Genomic DNA, 18202 nt, shown 5'->3' with positions numbered 1-18202 from the left:
CACGGTACAATCCTTCCTATATCGATATCCCTCTCTACGGTGGAGAGGGTCACCAACAGCCAGGCCCTTTCATGACAAGCGACTTGCGTTCACTCTACAGCCAGCTTCCTGCTATCGATCGTTTATTGCGCGATAGCGCCTTCTCAGCCTTACGTGAATCTCACGGTCATACCCGGGTGGTTGACCTGCTGCGTCACATGCTCGACGAAGCCAGAGAAGCTATTCGCGACACGCATGCGCTCCCGGCATGGTGTGAAGACTGGGCGCAAGAAGCCAGTGCCCGGCTGGAACGAGAATCACAAAGCGCACTGCGTCCAGTGATTAACCTGACCGGAACGGTGCTGCACACCAACCTTGGTCGCGCGTCGCAGGCCGAAGAAGCAATTGAGGCGGTGGTACAGGCGATGCGCACGCCGGTGACGCTGGAATACAGTCTGGATGATGCCGGTCGGGGACATCGGGATCGGGCCCTGGCGGATTTACTCTGCCGTCTGACGGGGGCGGAAGACGCCTGTATCGTCAATAACAATGCGGCAGCTGTTCTGCTTATGCTGGCTGCCACGGCGAACGGCAAAGAGGTGGTTGTGTCTCGCGGCGAGCTAGTGGAAATAGGCGGCGCGTTTCGTATTCCGGACGTCATGTGTCAGGCCGGATGCATTCTACGCGAGGTGGGGACCACCAACCGGACGCATGCGAAAGATTACCGCCAGGCGGTGAATGAAAATACCGCTCTGCTGATGAAAGTGCATACCAGTAATTACAGCATTGAAGGCTTCACAAAGTCGGTGGATGAGGCGGAGCTGGCCGTCATTGGCCAGGAGCTGGATGTTCCGGTGGTGGCGGATTTGGGCAGCGGTTCGCTGGTCGATCTCAGCCAGTATGGCTTGCCGCAGGAGCCGATGCCGCAGCAACTGATTGCTGCTGGCGTCAGTCTGGTGAGTTTCTCCGGCGATAAACTGCTGGGCGGGCCGCAGGCCGGGATAATTGTCGGTAAAAAAGAGATGATCGCTCGTTTGCAGAGCCATCCGCTGAAACGCGCATTACGGGCAGATAAAATGACGCTGGCTGCTCTGGAAGCGACGCTACGGCTCTACCTGCACCCTGAAGCACTGGCGGCGAAGTTGCCGACGTTGCGCCAGCTCACCCGCTCACAAGAGGCAATCCACGCGCAGGCACAGCAATTACAGGCACAGCTTGCAGAACATTACGGTGATGAGTTCGCCCTGAATGTGATGCCTTGCCTGTCGCAGATTGGCAGCGGCTCACTACCTGTTGATAGGCTGCCCAGCGCGGCGCTAACCTTTACCCCACATGACGGGCGCGGGAGCCGCCTCGAAGCGTTGGCAGCCCGTTGGCGTACGCTGCCCGTGCCGATTATTGGGCGAATTTATGATGGCCGCTTATGGCTGGATCTGCGCTGCCTTGAAGACGAGACCCGGTTTATGGAGATGATGCTGAAATGATTATTGCAACCGCCGGACACGTTGACCACGGAAAAACAACGTTATTACAGGCGATTACTGGCGTAAATGCCGACCGTCTGCCGGAAGAAAAAAAGCGCGGCATGACCATCGATCTCGGTTATGCCTACTGGCCGCAGCCGGACGGGCGGGTGCTGGGGTTTATCGACGTTCCTGGACACGAAAAGTTTCTGTCCAACATGTTGGCGGGGGTCGGCGGCATCGATCACGCGTTGCTGGTGGTGGCGTGTGATGATGGCGTAATGGCGCAAACCCGTGAGCATTTGCAAATTCTGCAGCTGACGGGCAATCCGCAGATCACCGTGGCGCTCACGAAAGCCGACCGCGTAGACGAAGCAAGAATTGAAGAGGTGCGTGCGGAGATTCAGGCCACGCTGGGGAATTATGGTTTCGCGGAGTCGGTGCTTTTCGTCACTGCGGCCAGTGAAGGCCGTGGCATCGAGGAACTGCGTGACCATTTGTTGCAATTAACGTCGCGCGAGCATGCCCGCGATCACAGCTTCCGCCTGGCGATTGACCGCGCCTTTACGGTCAAAGGTGCAGGGCTGGTGGTGACCGGGACGGCGCTCAGCGGTGAAGTGAATGTCGGTGACACGCTGTGGCTCACGGGCGTCAACAAACCGATGCGCGTACGTAGCCTGCATGCACAAAATCAGGCCACCGACCGCGCGCAAGCGGGACAACGTATTGCGCTGAATATTGCCGGCGATGCGCAAAAAGAAGAACTAAACCGTGGCGACTGGCTGCTTTCCGATGCGCCGCCAGAGGCTTTTACCCGCGTGATTGTTTCTTTAGAACATGCCGCGCCGCTGATGCAGTGGCAACCGCTGCATATTCACCACGCGGCTAGCCATGTTACCGGACGTATCTCGCTGCTTGAAGGGACACTGGCGGAACTAGTGTTTGATACACCACTCTGGCTCGCCGATAACGACCGTCTGGTGCTGCGCGATATTTCTGCCCGTACGACGCTGGCTGGCGCGCGCGTGGTCACGCTCAATCCGCCGCGTCGCGGAAAACGTAAGCCGGAGTATTTGCAGTGGCTGTCGGCGCTGGAAAACGCGCAGACTGACGGTGACGCTCTGGCGCTGCACCTGACGCGTGGGGCGGTGAATATTCCTGACTTTGCCTGGGCGCGTCAGCTCAATGGCAACGGTATGCGTCCGTTGATTGAGCAACATGGATTTATTCAGGCGGGATACAGCCTGTTGAATGCCCCCGTTGCCGCGCGCTGGCAGCGGAAAGTTCTCGATACGCTGGCGACCTACCATGAGCAGCACCGTGATGAACCAGGGCCCGGGCGCGAGCGCCTGCGCCGTATGGCTTTGCCGATGGAAGACGAAGCGCTGGTCTTGCTGCTGATTGAAAAGATGCGCGAGAGTGGCGCCATCCATAGCCATCATGGCTGGTTGCATTTGCCGGAACATAAGGCGGGTTTCAGCGATGAGCAGTTGGCAATCTGGCAAAAAGTAGAACCGCTTTTTGGCGATGAGCCGTGGTGGGTGCGCGATTTGGCAAAACAGACGGGCACGGATGAGCAGATGATGCGTGTGTCATTACGTCAGGCGGCGCAGCAAGGCATCATCACCGCGATCGTGAAAGATCGTTATTACCGTAACGATCGAATTGTGGCCTTTGCCAATATGATCCGCGAACTGGATCAGGAACGGGGATCGACCTGTGCAGCCGATTTTCGCGACAGACTTAACGTCGGGCGCAAATTGGCTATTCAGATTCTGGAATATTTTGACCGCATTGGTTTTACTCGTCGTCGGGGAAATGATCATTTATTACGCGATGCATTGCTGTTCCCTGAAAAATAATGAAACAATTAATTCATGGATTAAATGAATTAATACAAAATAGATGTTGATTGAAATAAGCACATTAGATTATGAACCTAATGTGCTTTTTAATTGTGAGTGTTATTAAAATAACAACCACGATCATATTTTGTTGGAAATTTCACTCGTATGCTTCCTACCTCTTTTGAGTAATTAAGGATCGTACAATGGCTGCTTCAACATTTTTTATTCCTTCTGTGAATGTAATTGGCGCTGGTTCATTAAAAGATGCAATGAATACAATGGCGGAATATGGTTTTCGCCGTACGCTGATTGTCACGGACGCCATGCTGGCGAAATTAGGTATGGCGAGTGAAATTCAAAAAGCGCTGCAGGAACGTGATATTTTCAGCGTAATTTATGATGGTACGCATCCTAACCCTACGACCAGTAACGTTGCTGCTGGCCTGAAAATGCTGAAAGAAAATGACTGTGATAGTGTTATTTCTCTCGGCGGCGGTTCCCCGCACGATTGTGCGAAGGGGATTGCGCTGGTGGCGGCTAACGGCGGCGATATTAGTGATTACGAAGGCGTTGACCGCTCTGCAAAACCGCAACTGCCGATGATTGCCATCAACACTACGGCGGGTACGGCATCTGAAATGACCCGCTTCTGCATCATTACCGATGAAGTACGCCACATTAAAATGGCGATTGTGGATAAGCATGTTACGCCGCTGCTGTCCGTCAATGACTCCTCGCTGATGGTCGGTATGCCGAAGTCTCTGACGGCGGCTACCGGTATGGATGCGCTGACTCACGCTATTGAAGCCTATGTTTCTATTGCCGCGACCCCTATTACCGATGCGTGCGCGCTTAAAGCCGTCACCATGATTGCGGAAAACCTGCCGGTCGCCGTGGAAGAGGGCAGCAATGCTCAGGCGCGCGAAGCCATGGCCTATGCGCAGTTCCTCGCAGGTATGGCCTTTAACAATGCCTCTCTGGGATACGTGCATGCGATGGCGCACCAGCTGGGTGGCTTCTACGATTTGCCACACGGAGTATGTAATGCCGTACTGCTGCCGCATGTACAGGTATTTAATAGCAAAGTGGCTGCCGCCCGCCTGCGCGATTGCGCCTCGGCAATGGGTGTGAACGTTGCTGGTCTGAGCGAAGATCAAGGGGCAGAAGCCTGCATCGCAGCGATCCGCGAACTGGCGCAGAAAGTGAACATTCCAGCCGGGTTGCGTGAGCTGAACGTGAAAGAAGAAGATTTTGCCGTTCTGGCGACTAACGCCCTGAAAGATGCATGTGGTTTCACTAACCCGATTCAGGCGACACATGAAGAAATCATGGCGATTTATCGTGCTGCCATGTAATTCGTGATACCTGTCGTAAAGCAGTAAAAGGCTGGCGAATTATTCGCCAGCCCCGTCTACCCTTGTAGTACCCCTACAGCAAGGAGACGGTCATGACCAATAACCCCCCTTCAACGCGTATTTACCCCGGCGAGTATGGTTACCCTCTGAAGTTAAAAGCCCGATACGATAACTTTATCGGCGGTGACTGGGTCGCCCCGGCGGACGGTGAGTATTACCAAAACCTGACACCGGTGACCGGGCAACTACTGTGCGAAGTGGCCTCTTCCGGCAAAAAGGACATCGATCTGGCACTGGATGCCGCGCACAAAGTAAAAGACAAGTGGGCGCAGACATCCGTGCAGGACAGAGCGGCGATTCTGTTCAAAATCGCCGATCGTATGGAGCAAAACCTGGAACTGCTGGCGACGGCAGAAACCTGGGATAACGGTAAACCCATCCGTGAAACCAGCGCGGCAGATGTGCCGCTGGCGATTGACCATTTCCGCTATTTCGCGTCCTGTATTCGTGCACAGGAAGGGGGAATAAGCGAGGTTGATAGCGAAACCGTGGCTTATCACTTCCATGAACCTCTTGGCGTGGTAGGGCAAATTATCCCGTGGAACTTCCCGCTATTGATGGCCAGCTGGAAGATGGCGCCCGCCCTGGCAGCCGGTAACTGCGTGGTGCTGAAACCCGCGCGCCTGACGCCACTGTCCGTACTGTTGCTGATGGAAGTCATCGGCGATCTGCTCCCGCCTGGCGTGGTGAACGTGGTCAACGGCGCAGGGGGGGAAATCGGTGAGTATCTGGCGACGTCAAAACGTATTGCGAAAGTGGCGTTTACCGGCTCAACGGAAGTCGGGCAGCAGATCATGCAGTACGCTACGCAGAACATTATTCCTGTCACGCTGGAGCTGGGCGGGAAATCACCCAATATCTTCTTCGCGGACGTGATGGATGAAGAAGATGCGTTCTTTGACAAAGCGCTGGAAGGTTTTGCATTGTTTGCCTTCAACCAGGGCGAAGTGTGTACCTGTCCAAGTCGTGCGCTGGTACAAGAATCCATTTACGAACGTTTTATGGAAAGAGCCATTCGTCGGGTGGAAAGTATCCGTAGCGGCAACCCGTTAGACAGCGTGACGCAAATGGGCGCGCAGGTGTCGCATGGTCAACTGGAAACCATTCTGAATTACATCGACATTGGTAAGAAAGAAGGAGCAGATGTTCTCACCGGCGGGCGGCGCAAGCAGCTGGATGGCGAGTTAAAAGAGGGTTACTACCTCGAACCGACCATTCTGTTTGGTAAGAACAACATGCGGGTTTTCCAGGAGGAGATCTTCGGGCCGGTGCTGGCTGTCACGACGTTTAAAACCATGGAAGAGGCGCTGGAAATCGCTAATGACACCCAATATGGGCTTGGCGCTGGCGTCTGGAGTCGTAATGGAAATCTGGCGTACAAAATGGGACGTGGGATTCAGGCGGGGCGAGTTTGGACCAACTGTTACCATGCTTACCCTGCTCATGCGGCGTTTGGTGGCTATAAGCAGTCGGGTATCGGGCGCGAGACGCATAAGATGATGCTTGAGCATTATCAGCAAACCAAATGCCTGTTAGTGAGCTACTCTGATAAACCACTGGGGCTGTTTTAATTTCACGTCACCTACTGCCCGGTCGCGTTTAGCGTACCGGGCATCAAGTTATGTCCTCAGGTATGTGGCTGGGGTGAACGAACGCAGCCAACAAAGAAGCAGCTCAAAAGACGACGGGTATATATAAACCCATATATCGTTATATAAATAAGATAATTGCATCCAATCTGGTCATTCCAATACTATTATCAACTCTATTGTTTAAATCAAATTGCATCCGAAATTCTTAATTTAAATCCCTGAGGCAAATATGTTCCTTAATTATTTTGCATTAGGAGTGCTTATTTTTGTATTCCTGGTCATTTTTTACGGGATTATTATTCTGCATGATATTCCCTATCTAATTGCAAAGAAACGTAACCATCCTCATGCCGACGCAATACATGTTGCGGGTTGGGTTAGTTTGTTTACCTTACATGTTATTTGGCCCTTTTTATGGATCTGGGCAACGCTTTATCGCCCGGAGCGCGGATGGGGTATGCAGAGCGCGGATTCTTCCCTGATCCAGCTTCAGGCAAGGGTTGCGGATCTGGAAAAGAAACTGGGCGAGGCCAAGACCTCTCCGGCGGAGTAATATCGATGGATTTACTGATTGTTCTGACCTATGTGGCGTGTGCATGGTCAATATTTAAAATTTTTAAAATTCCTGTAAATAAATGGACAGTTCCTACCGCGGCATTAGGCGGTATATTCATTGTTTGCGGACTTATATTACTGATGAATTATAACCATCCGTATACATTTAAGGCACAAAAAGCGGTAATTTCTATTCCCGTGGTGCCGCAGGTAACGGGTGTAGTGACAGAAGTGACGGATAAGAAGAATACGCTAATCAAAAAAGGCGAGGTTCTGTTTAAGCTTAATCCAGGGCGTTATCAGGCGCGGGTCGATCGCCTGAAGGCTGATATTGTCACCGCACAGCATAAAGAGCAGGCTCTGGTTGCGCAGTTAGACGAAATGAAAGCCAACACGCAGCGGGCAAAGGCCACGCGTGACAAACTGGCAAAAGATTACCAGCGCTATGCGCAGGGGAGTCAGGCGAAGGTGAATCCTTTTTCTGAACGCGATATCGATGCGGCGCGCCAAAACTACCTGGCGCAGGAAGCCTCGGTGAAATCCTCCGTTGCAGAACAGCAGCAAATTCAGAGTCAGTTAGACAGCCTGGTACTGGGTGAGAATTCGCAAATTGCCAGCCTGAAAGCACAGCTAGCGGAAGCAGAGTTCAACCTGGACCAGACCGTGGTACGCGCGCCCAGCGATGGTTACGTCACGCAGGTGCTGATGCGCCCAGGAACCTATGCCGCCGCACTGCCGATGCGTCCGGTAATGGTATTCATCCCGGATCAAAAAAGACAAATTATCGCCCAGTTCCGTCAAAACTCGCTGTTGCGGCTGGAGCCAGGCGATGAAGCGGAAGTGGTATTTAACGCTCTGCCGGGTAAGGTGTTTAGCGGTAAACTGGCCGCCATTAGTCCGGCAGTACCGGGTGGTACATACCAGTCGAACGGGGCACTGCAATCTTTAAACTCTACGCCCGGTTCGGAAGGGGTGATCGCCACGATTGAGCTGAACGACAATGCGGATGTGAACGCGTTACCTGATGGGATTTACGCCCAGGTCGCCGTTTACTCTGACCACTTCGAACATGTGTCGGTCATGCGCAAGGTCTTACTACGGATGACCAGCTGGGTGCATTACCTGTATCTCGACCATTAGACGCAGGCTATTTTGCTTGCTCAGTCTGCTGCTCCAGCGACTGAGTAAGCTGCTGGCGGATCTCTGCCAGCATCTCATCAAGAATAAACTGTACCCGCCATGGCTGATATTCGCGCTTGCGGAAAATTGCCACCAAATCCAGCCACCATTCATGTTGTTCTGAGAAACATGGAACCAGCAATCCTGATTGAACGTCTTTTTGTACACTCGCATTCGGCGCAAAAACAATGCCCAGATGGTTACGTGCCAGCGCCAATGCAGACTGTGTATTGTCGCAGACATAATTTCCGGTCACCCGATAATCGTGCATTTCCTTGCTGCCAGCGGAGGTGAAGCGCCAGATATTGGCATCATCTATCATCATGGAATCAATAAGGATACAGGAATGTTCTTCCAGTTCATCCGGACTCTTAATAGGATGTTCTTTGATATATTCAGGGCTGGCAAAAGCCGTTACTGCATATTTGGTAATGAAACTAGCGACCAGTGATTCATCTTTAGGGTGTGCATAGGTGATTAAAACATCACAATCATCAGGAAAGTCGACACCCTCATAAAATGCCTTTCGTTCAAGGTTATATGTTTTAAGTGAGAGGCTAATGTCGCCGATATTTTGGATTTTTGCAATAACATGTTGCGATAAGTAAGCAATAATACCGGTTGGGGCATATACCGTTACTTTGCCACGTTTCTCGTGCTTATAATCAGCAATGAAATTATTTAACTGCTCGTTTCTGTCTAACATGTCATTGATGTAAGGAAGTAACGCTATACCAAACGGCGTGAGGGTCAGCTGCCGGGTGGTGCGGTCAAACACCTTTAATCCAACTTTTGATTCAAAATCAGCAAGATATTTACTGACATTGGCCTGCGCGATGCCGAGAACAGTAGCGGCATGACTGATATTTTCACTGGCAGCGATTACCGAAATAATCTTCAGCTCCCGGTGTTTAAGTTGTAATTTATTCATCGCCAAGCCCAATATATATAATTTTTTATATATTACTATATAAATATGAACCTTGCACCGATGAAATTGTAAGCATTATTATGCACCAGCTTTGTAGCTTATTTTAAAATGGAATGTTGGCATGTTAATTAAACACAATATTGTGGCGCTGCTCGCCTTTTCTTTTATGGCGAGTGCAACTGCCGCAGAGTTTTCTATTGGCGCTGGTGCTGTATATAATGAATCACCTTATCGCGGATATAATGATAATGTTCACGCAGTACCGCTTGTCAGTTACGAAAGTGAATCATTTTATTTTAGGCAAACAACGCTAGGTTATATTTTGTCTAAGAGTGAAAGTAATGAATTTAGTATTACTGCCTCTTATATGCCGCTTGAGTTTGATCCCGGCGATAATGACGATCATGCGATGAAAAAGCTGGATAAGCGTGACGCAACTGCAATGGCGGGTGCCGCGTGGTATCACCATGAAAGATGGGGTAGCGTGAAAGTCTCCGCCGCTGCGGATGTGCTGGACAACAGTAATGGCTGGGTAGGGGAAGTTTCACTGTTCCGTCCAATGCCGATGGGCAAGCTGACGCTGACACCATCGATTGGCGTGCTCTACTATGACGAAAAATTCAATGAATACTACTACGGCATATCGGGTAATGAGTCCCGTCGTAGTGGCTTATCAAGCTATTCCCCAGGCGATAGTTGGACACCGTATGTTGGCCTGTCCGCTAAATACGCATTGACCACTAACCTGACGCTGCTGGCAAGCGCCAACTATAGCGCACTGCCGGATGACATTAAAAATAGCCCAATGGTTGATCGCGATGACAGCTTCACCTTTATGTCCGGTCTGACCTGGCGTTTCTGATTTAAATATGTGCCTGATGGCGCTTTGCTTATCAGGCCTACGTGGATGGGTTTTGTAGGCCGGATAAGACGTGAAGCGTCGCCATCCGGCACGGTTTAATTACTGCTCGTTTATCCAGATACGCATTTCGCCTTCACCACGGTTTGCCCAGCTAAACCACGGAATAAACGTCAATGTATGCGCCTGACGCGAAGTTGGGGAAACATCGTAGTGCCACAACGATTGTTGTGCTGCATCGGCTGTACTTTGCTTCACGCCTTCAGCCTGAATTAACATTTTATGGCTGAACAGCCCCTTACCCTCGAATACTCTGAACTCACTCTCTTTTGGCAACCACAGATTATGCAATTCCTCGCCGTTGTCGGCTTGCTCCAGGCAATACACCAGCGGTCCACGCTGAATAGCGACCTTACCAGCAACATGGCGCACTAATGGATTTCCGTACACCCGACGCACCGGCATTGGCAGGGTCAGACTGAGCGTATCGCCTTCCTGCCAGGTTCGGCTGATGTGCAAATAGCCTTTGCGAATATCCTGCTCAACTGGCTGACCATTCAGTAAAACCTGCGGTGCGGTGCACCAGTCTGGCAGGCGCAGGGCCAGGGTGTGATATATCGACTGCGGTGATTCGATGGCGATTTTCACCTGCTCATGCCATGGATAATCCCCGCTAATGCGCAGCTTGAGCGAGCCATCCGCCACGGGGACTTCCATGCTATTGCCCACGTACATATTGATATACAGCGCGTCCTGACGTGGTGTGTAGATGTAATGACCAATTGAGGTTAACACGCGGGCGATATTCGGCGGGCAACAGGCGCAGCCAAACCAGCGCTGACGAACGGGTTTCACGTGGTCATAAATATGATTGAATTTTAATGATTTAGGATGCACTTCCAGCGGGTTCACATAGAAGAAGTGCTTGCCATCGAGCGCCATCCCGCCCAATACAGTGTTATACAGGGCGCGCTCCATCACGTCGGCATACTGGCTGTCTGCCTCCATCTCCAGCATTCTGCGGGCGAACATCATTAGACCGATTGAGGCGCAGCTTTCCGCATACACGGAGTCGTTAGGCAGATCGTAATCACTGCTAAACGCCTCGCCGCTGCTTTGTGAACCGATCCCGCCGGTAATGTACAACTGACGCTGGGCCATGTTTTTCCACAGACGCAGGCAATCCTGACGTTTGCCTTCGTCCTGGCTCAAGCGTGCCAGATGCGCCACGCCGGTCATCAGATAAACAAAACGTACTGCATGACCGATCGCCGTTTGCTGTTCTGAAATGGGCTGATGAGCCTGGCTATAGGGTTTATCCTTCACCATCCATGCCGGGCCGTAAGTATGCCAGTAAGAGGTTTGGCCACGCTTTTCGTACTCTTCATCATAGAAATGGGGTTGCGCGCCGCGCTGTTCCACAAAGTAATTTACCAGCGCCATATAGCGTGGTTGCTGGGTCACTTCGTATAAGCGCATTAACGCCAGCTCAATTTCCGGGTGTCCCGGATAGCCGCGCAGTTGATTCTCTCCAGGCCCGAAAACGTTATCGATGTGGTCTGCCAGGCGGCACACTACGTCTAAAAGACGACGTTTTCCCGTCGCCTGAAAGAACGCGACGCCTGCTTCGATCAAATGACCTGCACAGTACAACTCATGACACTCGGCAAGGTTAGTCCAGCGTTCATCCGGGGCTTTTACTGTAAAGTATGTATTGAGATAGCCGTCTTCACACTGCGCAGCGGCTACCAACTCGATGACCTCATCTGCGGTTTTCTCAAGTTCCGCATCAGATTTCTGGCACAGGGACCAGGCGACTGCCTCCAGCCATTTCGCTACGTCGCTATCCTGAAAAACCATGCCGTAAAATTCGCCATCCTGCAGTCCTGCGGCGATACGAAAGTTCTCTATTGCATGACTTGGTTCCGCCTCTGCAATGCGGTCATTGAGCGCATCCCATTGGTAGGGGATCACGACATCACGGACCAACTGTTGGTATTGTCCGAGGAACGGATCGCTGACGGTGAGCTTATGCAGGTCGACTTCCAGTACGTTCATTTCGTGCTCCTTAAGGCTGTACATGACGCTGACGCAGATCGGTGGCAATGCGCGACATCATCGGATTATTGAGTTTGCAGATGCGGACAGACAGCGCCAGCAGCAGGTGGAACAGTGCGGGCAGCAGCGTTTCCATCGCGGTAATTCCTTGCAGCGAACTGGCGGTTTGATTACCAGCGCCTGGCTGATAGGCGACAAAAATAAACAGCAGGCTGATGATCCCCGCGCTCGAGGCCCAGGCCAGCTTGATGAAAAACAGGTTGAAGGCGAAATTCATGCCGGAAGAACGCACGCCGGTTTTCCACTCGCCGTAGTCGTCGGCAAAGGCCATCAGCGAGAAGTGCAGTGGCAGCGTGAAGCCCAGAATAATGCCGTTGCCGAGGATCACCGCCAGCCATAATGTTTGATAAGCCGGACCGGTCGGCAGGAACCACATCATCACTGCCAGGGCTGCCAGCACCAGGTTGGTGTAGTAATAGAGTTTGACGGTATCTATACGGCGGGTCAGCGGGCTGACAACCACTGAACCGATGATGGACGCAAAGGTCACCATGGTGAAAAACAGCGACGTGTAAGCTGTACTGCCTTCCAGCACGTAGGTAATGAAATACATGTACCCGCCGCCACGAATATTGAAGACGTTAATCAGCAGGAAAGACATCACCAGCATCAGCAGCAACTGGTCATTTTTGCGTAGCCCACCAATGTGTTCACGCAGGGTAAATTTCCCCATCATCGCCAGCGGCACACGCTCGCGAACCCAGAAGAAGCAGCACAGGAACATCACCACAGCGATGACGCACAGGATGCCCACGCCGAACTGATAACCCTGCGCGGCATTGCCCTGACCCAGAATATCCACCATCCACGGCAGACCAACGGAGACAAGGAATCCCGCCACGCCGCACAGCACAAAGCGCCAGGACTGACAGGCGATCACCTCGTTATGGCGGGTCGTCATGGTGTTGATCAGCGCACAATACGGTACGTTGATGGCGGTATAGCCGACAGAAAGCAGTAGATAGGTGCCGAATGCCCAGGCGATTTTTACGCTCATGCTGGCGTCAGGGACGGTAAACGTGAGTACGCCAATGATGCCAATGGGAATTGCCACCCACAGCTGCCATGGGCGAAAACGCCCCCAGCGGCTTTGCGTGCGGTCGGCAAGTATGCCCATTATCGGATCGGAAATGGCATCAAATACGCGCAGGGCAATAAACAATGTGCCGACCAGCGCGGGCGTTAACCCGAAGACATCGGTGTAGAAAAATGTCAGGAAGTTCATGATCAGACAGGTAATTACCGTCCCGCCAGCATCGCCTAACCCATAACCTATTTTTTCACGCAGGGATAATTTGTCGTCCTGGGCACGCTGTGCCAAATCAGATGTCGTAATCGGAGCCGAAGTCATAAATAACTCCCGGAGAGGATGTTCAGAAAGTATCCCGCTACGTTGCGGGTTATTTGTTTGTAATTTGCAAAGTACGTTATTTATTCTGCACGAAATGTTTGGGTCAACAAGGGAAGAGAAAAGTATAAAAAGATAACAATTCCGACTTCATTATAAAAATGTGATTTCGATCCGGCGAAAAGCAAGTTTATCGTGAATAATCAATGATAAAGATCGGTTTAAATAATGCAATAAGCGGGAATTTGAATATATATGCTCGAATTATCCATGTCTCTTCCGATTAAAGTGCAAAATGGTGGGCTATTTATTTCCCGAGGCGTGGGAAGCCATCCGGCGCGGCAATTGCAATCCTGGGAAATTATCTTTGTCGAAAAAGGGACATTAACGATTCGCGAAGGCCAGACCGTTTTTTGCGTGAATGCCGGAGAAAGTTTGCTGCTATGGCCGCAGCGTTCGCATATTGGTGTGGGACAGTTTCCGGCTGATTTGAAATTTTACTGGCTACACTTTGAGGTGACAGCAGAAAACGATGCTTCACTTACAGAACCGTTGCTTGCGATTCCTCAGCATGCCCGGGTTAGCGAGCCACAATATATTATTTCGCTGTTTCGCCAGTTCTTACGCGAGCAGGAAAATATTCATCGCAGCATAGCGCTGGAACTGATCCTACTGCTGATTTTGCAACAAATCTCCGCGGCGGCTAGCGAGCAACCCGCAGATAGCCCCGGTAATGCGCTGGCATGGAAAGCGCAACAAATAATCCACACCCAGTTCCACCTGCCGATTAGTGCTTCAACTCTGGCGAAAGAACTGCATTGCAATGCCGACTATCTGGGGCGTGTATTCCGGAGCGTTTTCCGGCTGACGCTAACTGAAGCGTTGCATCGCCAGCGGGTAAGGGCGGCAGAAAAGCTGTTGATCAGTGACTCGCTGTCGCTTACCGAAGTGGCGATTAAATGTGGGTTTAATGATGTGGGTTACTTTCGCAAAATCTTTCGTAAACATACCAGCCTGACGCCTGCGGCGTGGAAACGGCGCTACTGCAAAGAGCATATTAATTCGGCGTAAATGAGGATCGCCGGGTGGCGCTATGCTTACCCGGCCTACAAAATGACAGACCAGTGCAAGCACAGCGCCACCGGACGTTAGTTTTGCCCGTAATACGCATTCACACCGTGTTTACGCAGATAGTGTTTATCCAGCAACTCAGGCTGCATATCCGGCAACTGCGGAGCTAACTGGCGCGAGAAAAGCCCCATGTAGGCGCATTCTTCGAGTACCACTGCGTTATGTACAGCGTCTGCGGCATCTTTACCCCAGGCAAACGGACCGTGTGAATGTACTAACACTGCCGGAACCTGCAGCGGATTGAGATCGCGTTGCTCAAAGGTCTGAATGATCACTTCACCGGTTTGATATTCATATTCACCATTGATTTCCTCAACGGTCATCAGCCGGGTACACGGAATTGAACCATAGAAATAATCGGCATGCGTGGTGCCCCATGCCGGGAGATCAAGACCCGCCTGTGACCAGATCGTCGCGTGGCGTGAGTGAGTATGGACGATCCCACCGATCTCAGGGTAGCGACGGTACAGCGCCAGATGGGTTGGCGTGTCAGATGAGGGTTTTTTACTGCCTTCAACCACGTCGCCGCTGGCAATATCCACCACCACCATATCGTCGGCGGTCATCACGTCATATTCCACGCCGGACGGCTTAATCACCATCAGCTTACGCGTTTCATCCACAGCGCTGACGTTACCCCAGGTAAAGGTGACTAAACCATGAGCCGGAAGCGCCAGATTGGCCGCCAGCACATCGGCTTTCAGTTGTTCTAACATGGAAATCCTCCTTCCTGCATACGTGCTTCTATCCAACGTCGTGCCTGGATAATTTCCAGTACCGGCTCTTTTGCTTTTTCAGTCCACATTTCAATCAGAAACGACCCGCGATAGTTCAGCTCATGCAGCGTTTTGAAGATACCAACAAAGTCCACGCACCCTTCGCCAAAAGGCACATCGCGAAACTGGCCCGGATGGGTTTCGGTTACCGGCAGCGTGTCTTTCAGGTGGATAGCGGCGATACGGTCGATGCCCAGCGTCAATTCGGCAGTGACGTCATTACCCCATGCGCTGAGGTTGCCCACGTCCGGATAGACGGTGAACCACGGCGATGACAGCATTTCATCCCACTTTTTCCACTTGCTAATTGAGTTCATAAAAGCGGTATCCATGATTTCTACCGCCAGCATGACCTGCGCGGCGGCGGCTTGCTCGACTGCCCATGCCAGCCCTTCGGCAAAGCGCTGCTGCGTACCTTCGTCATGTTCCTCGTAATAGACGTCGTAACCTGCCAGTTGAATAGTGCGGATACCCAAATCGCGCGCGAGACGAATGGCTTTGGTCATGATGTCGCGTGCCCGAATACGGACTGATTCATCGCGGCTGCCAAAGGGAAACCGACGGTGGGCGGACAGGCACATTGAAGGGATTGCCACGCCGGTTTCTAACATTGCGCTCACCAGCGATGCACGCTGAGCAGGACTCCAGTCGAGACGCGACAGACGTTCATCGGTTTCATCCACCGACATCTCGACGAAATCAAAACCGCAGCTTTTCGCCAGCACCAGACGCTCCGGCCAGGAGAGGTCTTTCGCCAGCGCTTTTTCATAGATACCTAACGGATGATTACGCATACTGTGCTCCCCAGATGGCGTCGATTTGCGCATGGAATTCAGCGGCAACCTGCGTTGGGTTTTGCGCCCCAGCCAGCGCGCGTCCGGCGATAAAGGCTTTAACGTTGATATCGCGAAACAGCGGCAGGTCGGCGGGCGTAATCCCGCCGGTAATCGACAACTCCAGACCGATATCGGAAAGCGCTTTCATGCGCGCCAGATCCGCTTCTCCCCATTGTTGTCCGCTGGCCTGAGCATCGCGGCCACGATGGTAAATTGCCTGGCGAACCCCAACGCGATACCAGTCACGGGCATCATCCAGCGTCCAGTTGCCGAACAGTTCCATCTGAATTTCGCCGCCGCAGGACTGCGCGACGCCATGGCCTTTCTCCACCGTCGCCAGTGGGGCAGCGCAGATGATGGTCATCCAGTTAGCGCCAGCGCCAAATGCTTGCTGTGCGAGGGTTTCACCCGCATCGGCAACCTTCCAGTCGGCGACGATGATTTTATTTGGACACTGAGTACGCAGCGCTTTCACGGCAGCCAGACCTTCGGTTAAGCAGAGAATCGTCCCTGCCTCAACGATATCGACGCTCTCTTGTAGCAGTGCGACATCGTTTTGGGCCGCCTGCAGGTTGGTGTGGTCGAGCGCCAGTTGCAGTAATGGTCGACTCATCATTCGTGCTCCTTAATGCGGGCGTGATAGCCCTGTAGTGCGGTAATTAAATTCTGGTATTGGCGGTATTTACGCTGGTAGCTCGCATGCGCCGTAGCGTCTGGCAGCAGTGTGCGAACCGGGTGCTGTAAGCTGCGCTGCGCGTCGCTGAAATTGTGATAAACGCCGGTGCCTACGCGGGCGGCGAGCGCAGCGCCAAAGCAGCCGGTCTCTTCAATCTGTGGCAATTCGATACGTAAACCGCTGACGTCTGCCAGCATTTGCATCCAGATGTCGGAGTGGGCCGGACCTCCAGTAACGCGCAGGGTATGTGCCTGCGGAAAACGTTCGCGCATGCGGTTCAGGTGGGTCATATGGCTGAAAACCACGCCTTCGTAGATGGCTTGTAATAAGTGGGCACGAGTGTGTATAGCCTGCATGCCATAAAAGCCGCTGGTCATCTCCAGCCCGGCGTTGCTGCCGTACAAAAAGGGCAGAAAGAAAAGCTCGCTACCGGCTTTCGGTAAGCTGGCAACGGCCTGATTAATCTCATCAAAAGAGAGTTCGCCCCACTGGGCGGTAAACCATTCCAGATTGCCGGAAGAGGTTGGGCTGGCTTCGTGAACGATGTACTGCCCGTCATTTACATAGCGACCATAGACATAGGGATGGGGCTCGTGGTCGCGCAGGCCGTGAGCGATCCCGCTGGTGACGGCCCAGGTACCCATCACCGCGTTGAGGGTGCGTTCATCTTCGATACCGGCGCAGAGTGCGGTGGAAACCACATCAAACAGTCCGCCGACGACGGGGGTACCCGCCGCCAGACCGGTGATGGCGGCTGTCTGAGCGGTGATTTCCCCGCATATTTCTGCTGAACCAACGATGGGGGGCAGGGCATTGTCGATTTCACTGATGCCCAGCCACTGGGTCAGCCTCGGGTCGTACTGACCCGTGGTCATGTTGTAGAGGTTCGACTCGGAGATATTGCTCTCTTCGCAGCCTTTGACGCCGGTTAAGCACCAACGCAGGTAGTCATGACCCATCATGATGCTTCCAATTTGCGCGTAGCGCTGAGGGGTGTTCTCTTTCACCCAGCGCAGGAGCGATGCCGGATGCCCGGTCCACAATGTCTGGCGGGTGACCGGGTAGAGCTGCTCAGGGATCCCATCCTGCTGCCAGCGCTGAACGATGTCCATCGCGCGTCGGTCAGAAGAGAGAATGGCATTGCCTAGCGGCTTATCTTGCTTATCGAGAAGGAACAGACCTTTGCCCTGAGCGGATATGCCGACGCCTTTGATTTGCTCACCGCACACGCCTGTACGCTTTAACAGCCCGGCAATGGTCGCGACGCACTGTTGCCACAGTTGGTGCATATCGCGTTCGGCGTAACCTGGTAATGGCGATATTGTCTGCAGCGATTGCCGGTTAATTCCCTGTTCATGACCTTTGGCATCATACAAACCTGCTTTCAGATATGTACCGCCGCAATCAATACCCAGCCAGAAGGTCGCTTTCTCACTCATCTTTGTTATCTCATTTTTGCCGGATGGCGCTGCGCTTATCCGGCCTGGGACGGTTGCT

At 52.6% G+C, this 18202-nt stretch carries 15 protein-coding genes; 8 read left to right on the top strand and 7 right to left on the bottom strand.

Features of this window, described 5'->3' with window-relative positions:
• The first annotated feature begins 71 nt into the window (after positions 1 to 71).
• From selA to OGY71_RS15330, 6 genes are all read left to right on the top strand, one after another.
• Positions 72 to 1463, top strand: a complete 1392-nt coding sequence (gene selA, locus OGY71_RS15355; protein WP_003827341.1) for an L-seryl-tRNA(Sec) selenium transferase — start codon at positions 72 to 74, stop codon at positions 1461 to 1463.
• Complete coding sequence (selB, locus tag OGY71_RS15350; RefSeq protein ID WP_126956482.1) at positions 1460 to 3304, top strand: selenocysteine-specific translation elongation factor; 1845 nt, start codon at positions 1460 to 1462, stop codon at positions 3302 to 3304. Before selA ends, selB begins: the two co-directional genes overlap by 4 nt.
• Positions 3305 to 3492: 188 nt before the next feature.
• Positions 3493 to 4644 (top strand): L-threonine dehydrogenase, encoded by a 1152-nt coding sequence (gene yiaY / locus OGY71_RS15345; protein WP_149280787.1) that lies wholly within the window; start codon positions 3493 to 3495, stop codon positions 4642 to 4644.
• Between the two features lie 92 nt (positions 4645 to 4736).
• Positions 4737 to 6275, top strand: a complete 1539-nt coding sequence (gene aldB, locus OGY71_RS15340) for an aldehyde dehydrogenase AldB (RefSeq protein WP_003827344.1) — start codon at positions 4737 to 4739, stop codon at positions 6273 to 6275.
• 250 nt (positions 6276 to 6525) lie between these two features.
• Positions 6526 to 6849: a DUF3302 domain-containing protein gene (locus tag OGY71_RS15335; RefSeq protein WP_003024200.1), complete on the top strand. Its 324-nt coding sequence runs from the start codon at positions 6526 to 6528 to the stop codon at positions 6847 to 6849.
• 5 nt (positions 6850 to 6854) lie between these two features.
• The gene (locus OGY71_RS15330) at positions 6855 to 7991 is read left to right on the top strand and encodes an HlyD family secretion protein (RefSeq protein WP_003827345.1); all 1137 of its coding nucleotides are present in this window, start codon (positions 6855 to 6857) and stop codon (positions 7989 to 7991) included.
• Between the two features lie 7 nt (positions 7992 to 7998).
• On the opposite strand, the gene OGY71_RS15325 is transcribed toward OGY71_RS15330, so the two are convergent.
• Entirely contained in the window at positions 7999 to 8961 is a 963-nt protein-coding gene (locus OGY71_RS15325; protein ID WP_286613461.1) for a LysR family transcriptional regulator, read from the bottom strand.
• Between the two features lie 121 nt (positions 8962 to 9082).
• Between OGY71_RS15325 and OGY71_RS15320 the strand changes: the two genes are divergently transcribed.
• Positions 9083 to 9823, top strand: coding sequence for a MipA/OmpV family protein (locus OGY71_RS15320; protein WP_003827347.1), 741 nt, complete (start codon positions 9083 to 9085; stop codon positions 9821 to 9823).
• A gap of 99 nt (positions 9824 to 9922) precedes the next feature.
• On the opposite strand, the gene OGY71_RS15315 is transcribed toward OGY71_RS15320, so the two are convergent.
• Both OGY71_RS15315 and OGY71_RS15310 read right to left on the bottom strand, forming a co-directional pair.
• Positions 9923 to 11878 (bottom strand): glycoside hydrolase family 127 protein, encoded by a 1956-nt coding sequence (locus tag OGY71_RS15315; RefSeq protein ID WP_198579408.1) that lies wholly within the window; start codon positions 11876 to 11878, stop codon positions 9923 to 9925.
• A gap of 10 nt (positions 11879 to 11888) precedes the next feature.
• Positions 11889 to 13289 (bottom strand): MFS transporter, encoded by a 1401-nt coding sequence (locus tag OGY71_RS15310; protein ID WP_286613460.1) that lies wholly within the window; start codon positions 13287 to 13289, stop codon positions 11889 to 11891.
• A gap of 252 nt (positions 13290 to 13541) precedes the next feature.
• Between OGY71_RS15310 and OGY71_RS15305 the strand changes: the two genes are divergently transcribed.
• Positions 13542 to 14357, top strand: a complete 816-nt coding sequence (locus OGY71_RS15305; protein WP_191222032.1) for a helix-turn-helix domain-containing protein — start codon at positions 13542 to 13544, stop codon at positions 14355 to 14357.
• Between the two features lie 77 nt (positions 14358 to 14434).
• On the opposite strand, the gene araD is transcribed toward OGY71_RS15305, so the two are convergent.
• The 4 genes from araD to OGY71_RS15285 are packed head-to-tail and all read right to left on the bottom strand — an operon-like array spanning position 14435 to position 18144.
• The gene (gene araD / locus OGY71_RS15300) at positions 14435 to 15133 is read right to left on the bottom strand and encodes an L-ribulose-5-phosphate 4-epimerase (RefSeq protein WP_003827351.1); all 699 of its coding nucleotides are present in this window, start codon (positions 15131 to 15133) and stop codon (positions 14435 to 14437) included.
• The gene (locus tag OGY71_RS15295) at positions 15127 to 15987 is read right to left on the bottom strand and encodes an L-ribulose-5-phosphate 3-epimerase (protein ID WP_003827352.1); all 861 of its coding nucleotides are present in this window, start codon (positions 15985 to 15987) and stop codon (positions 15127 to 15129) included. The genes araD and OGY71_RS15295 overlap by 7 nt, the downstream gene beginning before the upstream one ends.
• Positions 15980 to 16642 carry a 3-keto-L-gulonate-6-phosphate decarboxylase UlaD gene (gene ulaD / locus OGY71_RS15290; protein ID WP_032934169.1) on the bottom strand — a complete coding sequence of 221 codons (663 nt, stop codon included), beginning with the start codon at positions 16640 to 16642 and terminating at the stop codon, positions 15980 to 15982. Before ulaD ends, OGY71_RS15295 begins: the two co-directional genes overlap by 8 nt.
• Entirely contained in the window at positions 16642 to 18144 is a 1503-nt protein-coding gene (locus OGY71_RS15285; RefSeq protein ID WP_003827354.1) for an FGGY-family carbohydrate kinase, read from the bottom strand. The genes ulaD and OGY71_RS15285 overlap by 1 nt, the downstream gene beginning before the upstream one ends.
• Positions 18145 to 18202 lie beyond the last annotated feature (58 nt).

Origin of the sequence: Citrobacter sp. Cpo109 (assembly GCF_030332565.1) — a bacterium.
GTDB classification, from domain to species: domain Bacteria; phylum Pseudomonadota; class Gammaproteobacteria; order Enterobacterales; family Enterobacteriaceae; genus Citrobacter; species Citrobacter portucalensis.
Note: the sequence above shows the minus strand (reverse complement) of the source record. Positions and strands in the feature narration are given on the sequence as shown.

Bases quoted from the DNA above. Each gene is read 5' to 3' on its own strand.
- selA (WP_003827341.1), top strand. From the start codon at position 72: ATGACAAGCGACTTGCGTTCACTCTACAGCCAGCTTCCTGCTATCGAT.
- ulaD (WP_032934169.1), bottom strand. From the start codon at position 16,642: ATGAGTCGACCATTACTGCAACTGGCGCTCGACCACACCAACCTGCAG.
- selB (WP_126956482.1), top strand. From the start codon at position 1,460: ATGATTATTGCAACCGCCGGACACGTTGACCACGGAAAAACAACGTTA.
- OGY71_RS15285 (WP_003827354.1), bottom strand. From the start codon at position 18,144: ATGAGTGAGAAAGCGACCTTCTGGCTGGGTATTGATTGCGGCGGTACA.
- OGY71_RS15295 (WP_003827352.1), bottom strand. From the start codon at position 15,987: ATGCGTAATCATCCGTTAGGTATCTATGAAAAAGCGCTGGCGAAAGAC.
- OGY71_RS15320 (WP_003827347.1), top strand. From the start codon at position 9,083: ATGTTAATTAAACACAATATTGTGGCGCTGCTCGCCTTTTCTTTTATG.
- araD (WP_003827351.1), bottom strand. From the start codon at position 15,133: ATGTTAGAACAACTGAAAGCCGATGTGCTGGCGGCCAATCTGGCGCTT.
- OGY71_RS15325 (WP_286613461.1), bottom strand. From the start codon at position 8,961: ATGAATAAATTACAACTTAAACACCGGGAGCTGAAGATTATTTCGGTA.
- OGY71_RS15305 (WP_191222032.1), top strand. From the start codon at position 13,542: ATGCTCGAATTATCCATGTCTCTTCCGATTAAAGTGCAAAATGGTGGG.
- OGY71_RS15335 (WP_003024200.1), top strand. From the start codon at position 6,526: ATGTTCCTTAATTATTTTGCATTAGGAGTGCTTATTTTTGTATTCCTG.
- yiaY (WP_149280787.1), top strand. From the start codon at position 3,493: ATGGCTGCTTCAACATTTTTTATTCCTTCTGTGAATGTAATTGGCGCT.
- OGY71_RS15315 (WP_198579408.1), bottom strand. From the start codon at position 11,878: ATGAACGTACTGGAAGTCGACCTGCATAAGCTCACCGTCAGCGATCCG.
- OGY71_RS15330 (WP_003827345.1), top strand. From the start codon at position 6,855: ATGGATTTACTGATTGTTCTGACCTATGTGGCGTGTGCATGGTCAATA.
- aldB (WP_003827344.1), top strand. From the start codon at position 4,737: ATGACCAATAACCCCCCTTCAACGCGTATTTACCCCGGCGAGTATGGT.
- OGY71_RS15310 (WP_286613460.1), bottom strand. From the start codon at position 13,289: ATGACTTCGGCTCCGATTACGACATCTGATTTGGCACAGCGTGCCCAG.